Origin of the sequence: Thioalkalicoccus limnaeus (genome assembly GCF_041197575.1) — a bacterium.
Taxonomy (GTDB): Bacteria; Pseudomonadota; Gammaproteobacteria; order Chromatiales; family Chromatiaceae; genus Thioalkalicoccus; species Thioalkalicoccus limnaeus.
In genome coordinates this window covers 1-1,194 of the sequence record NZ_JBDKXB010000076.1, presented here as the reverse complement: position 1 = coordinate 1,194, position 1,194 = coordinate 1, and the positions used below count along the sequence as shown (strand labels likewise).

Annotated in this window: 3 protein-coding genes; all 3 read right to left on the bottom strand. The window is 56.0% G+C overall.

What is annotated here, in order from left to right:
* Window positions 1-162 precede the first annotated feature (162 nt).
* The gene (locus ABC977_RS18150) at window positions 163-639 is read right to left on the bottom strand and encodes a PIN domain-containing protein (RefSeq protein WP_369668677.1); all 477 of its coding nucleotides are present in this window, start codon (window positions 637-639) and stop codon (window positions 163-165) included.
* Window positions 636-887 carry a UPF0175 family protein gene (locus ABC977_RS18145; protein ID WP_369668676.1) on the bottom strand — a complete coding sequence of 84 codons (252 nt, stop codon included), beginning with the start codon at window positions 885-887 and terminating at the stop codon, window positions 636-638. The genes ABC977_RS18150 and ABC977_RS18145 overlap by 4 nt, the downstream gene beginning before the upstream one ends.
* Before the next feature lie 138 nt (window positions 888-1,025).
* The coding region (locus ABC977_RS18140; protein WP_369668678.1) for a DUF4351 domain-containing protein at window positions 1,026-1,194 on the bottom strand (169 nt) is incomplete at its 5' end.

The window sequence follows — 1,194 nt, the reverse complement described above, 5'->3', positions numbered from 1 at the left end:
TGTTCATTCTTGTTGCCACGGAAGAACACGGAAGATCACGGAAAGTTCTGGTTTTGGATTGCTCGCGCAAAGACGCAAAGACGCAAAGACGCAAAGACGCAAAGACGCAAAGACGCCAAGAGGATCATCTGGGTCTTCGCCTTGTTCTTCGCGCCTTAGCGGCTATTCCTCACCCGCTAGATTCATGACTGTCGCGATGAGATCGGCTGATATGAAAATATCGGAAGCGGCAAGCTTGGTCAGCGACGGAGAAATCTGGTCGATCAGGCCAGACTGTTTAGCTGCCAAGAGGACGCCAAGAGAGCCAATCGTGCTGATATGGTTGATCTTGGCGACTCGGCGACCGCGCTTATCGTCGATCAACAACTTGTCAGCTGAACATTGCTTGTATAGCACCATGGCCTCGGTTTCACCGAGGTCAGAAAATCCATCCAGCAACACGGCGCTGTCGGGGTCGATCTTTCTGACTTTGTCCTCGAGGAATTCTCTTAACTGTTGCGCTTGCGGCTTGTCACTCACGATCGCCTCGCGATAAACCGCCTCCGGGACGATGACCGTGCCAAAGAGCGCCTCCAGCCAGTGCAGACCATTGCAGGATGCCAGGGCGATCAGCGCCGAGCAGTCGGCGACCAGGATCATGCGGTCCTCATGGATTCAAGCTCCTCGATTAATTCTTCCCTGGTCATGTCGATGACTGGTATCTGGTTATCCTTGCATGATCTGATGAAGTCATACAACGTCAAGCCGGCCAGTTCGGCGGCTTTCGATATCGTCACCCGTCCGGCCTTGAACAGCGCAAGGGCGTAACTCAAGCGCATTTCGCGTTCGATGACACTCGTCGTCTGCATTTCGACGAAATCCTTTGGTAGGTTGATGGCAATTTGCATGATTTCGTTTCCTATCGCAGAGACATCTGCATCATGGAAAGGGGTCATGTGGAAAGGGGGCTCACATGTAACGCACGCCCTGGCGGCGCACCCGCATAGCCATTCCGGGTCTGGCCAAGCGACATAACGCGGTGGCGCTCAGGCCGCCTCATCGCCAATCAGATCTTCCAGGCTCGTGGCATCGAAGATCCCATCCAGCCAGGCGTCCAGTTGCGCGGCCGGCGCCGCGTCGATGCGCTGCGTGGCCCAGACGGGCAAGGGGCCGAAACGGCGTGTGAGCAGACGCGCGAGACTTTCGGCCTTGCCC

Excerpts from the sequence above, each read along its gene's own strand:
- ABC977_RS18150 (WP_369668677.1), bottom strand. The coding sequence starts at position 639 with ATGATCCTGGTCGCCGACTGCTCGGCGCTGATCGCCCTGGCATCCTGC.
- ABC977_RS18145 (WP_369668676.1), bottom strand. The coding sequence starts at position 887 with ATGCAAATTGCCATCAACCTACCAAAGGATTTCGTCGAAATGCAGACG.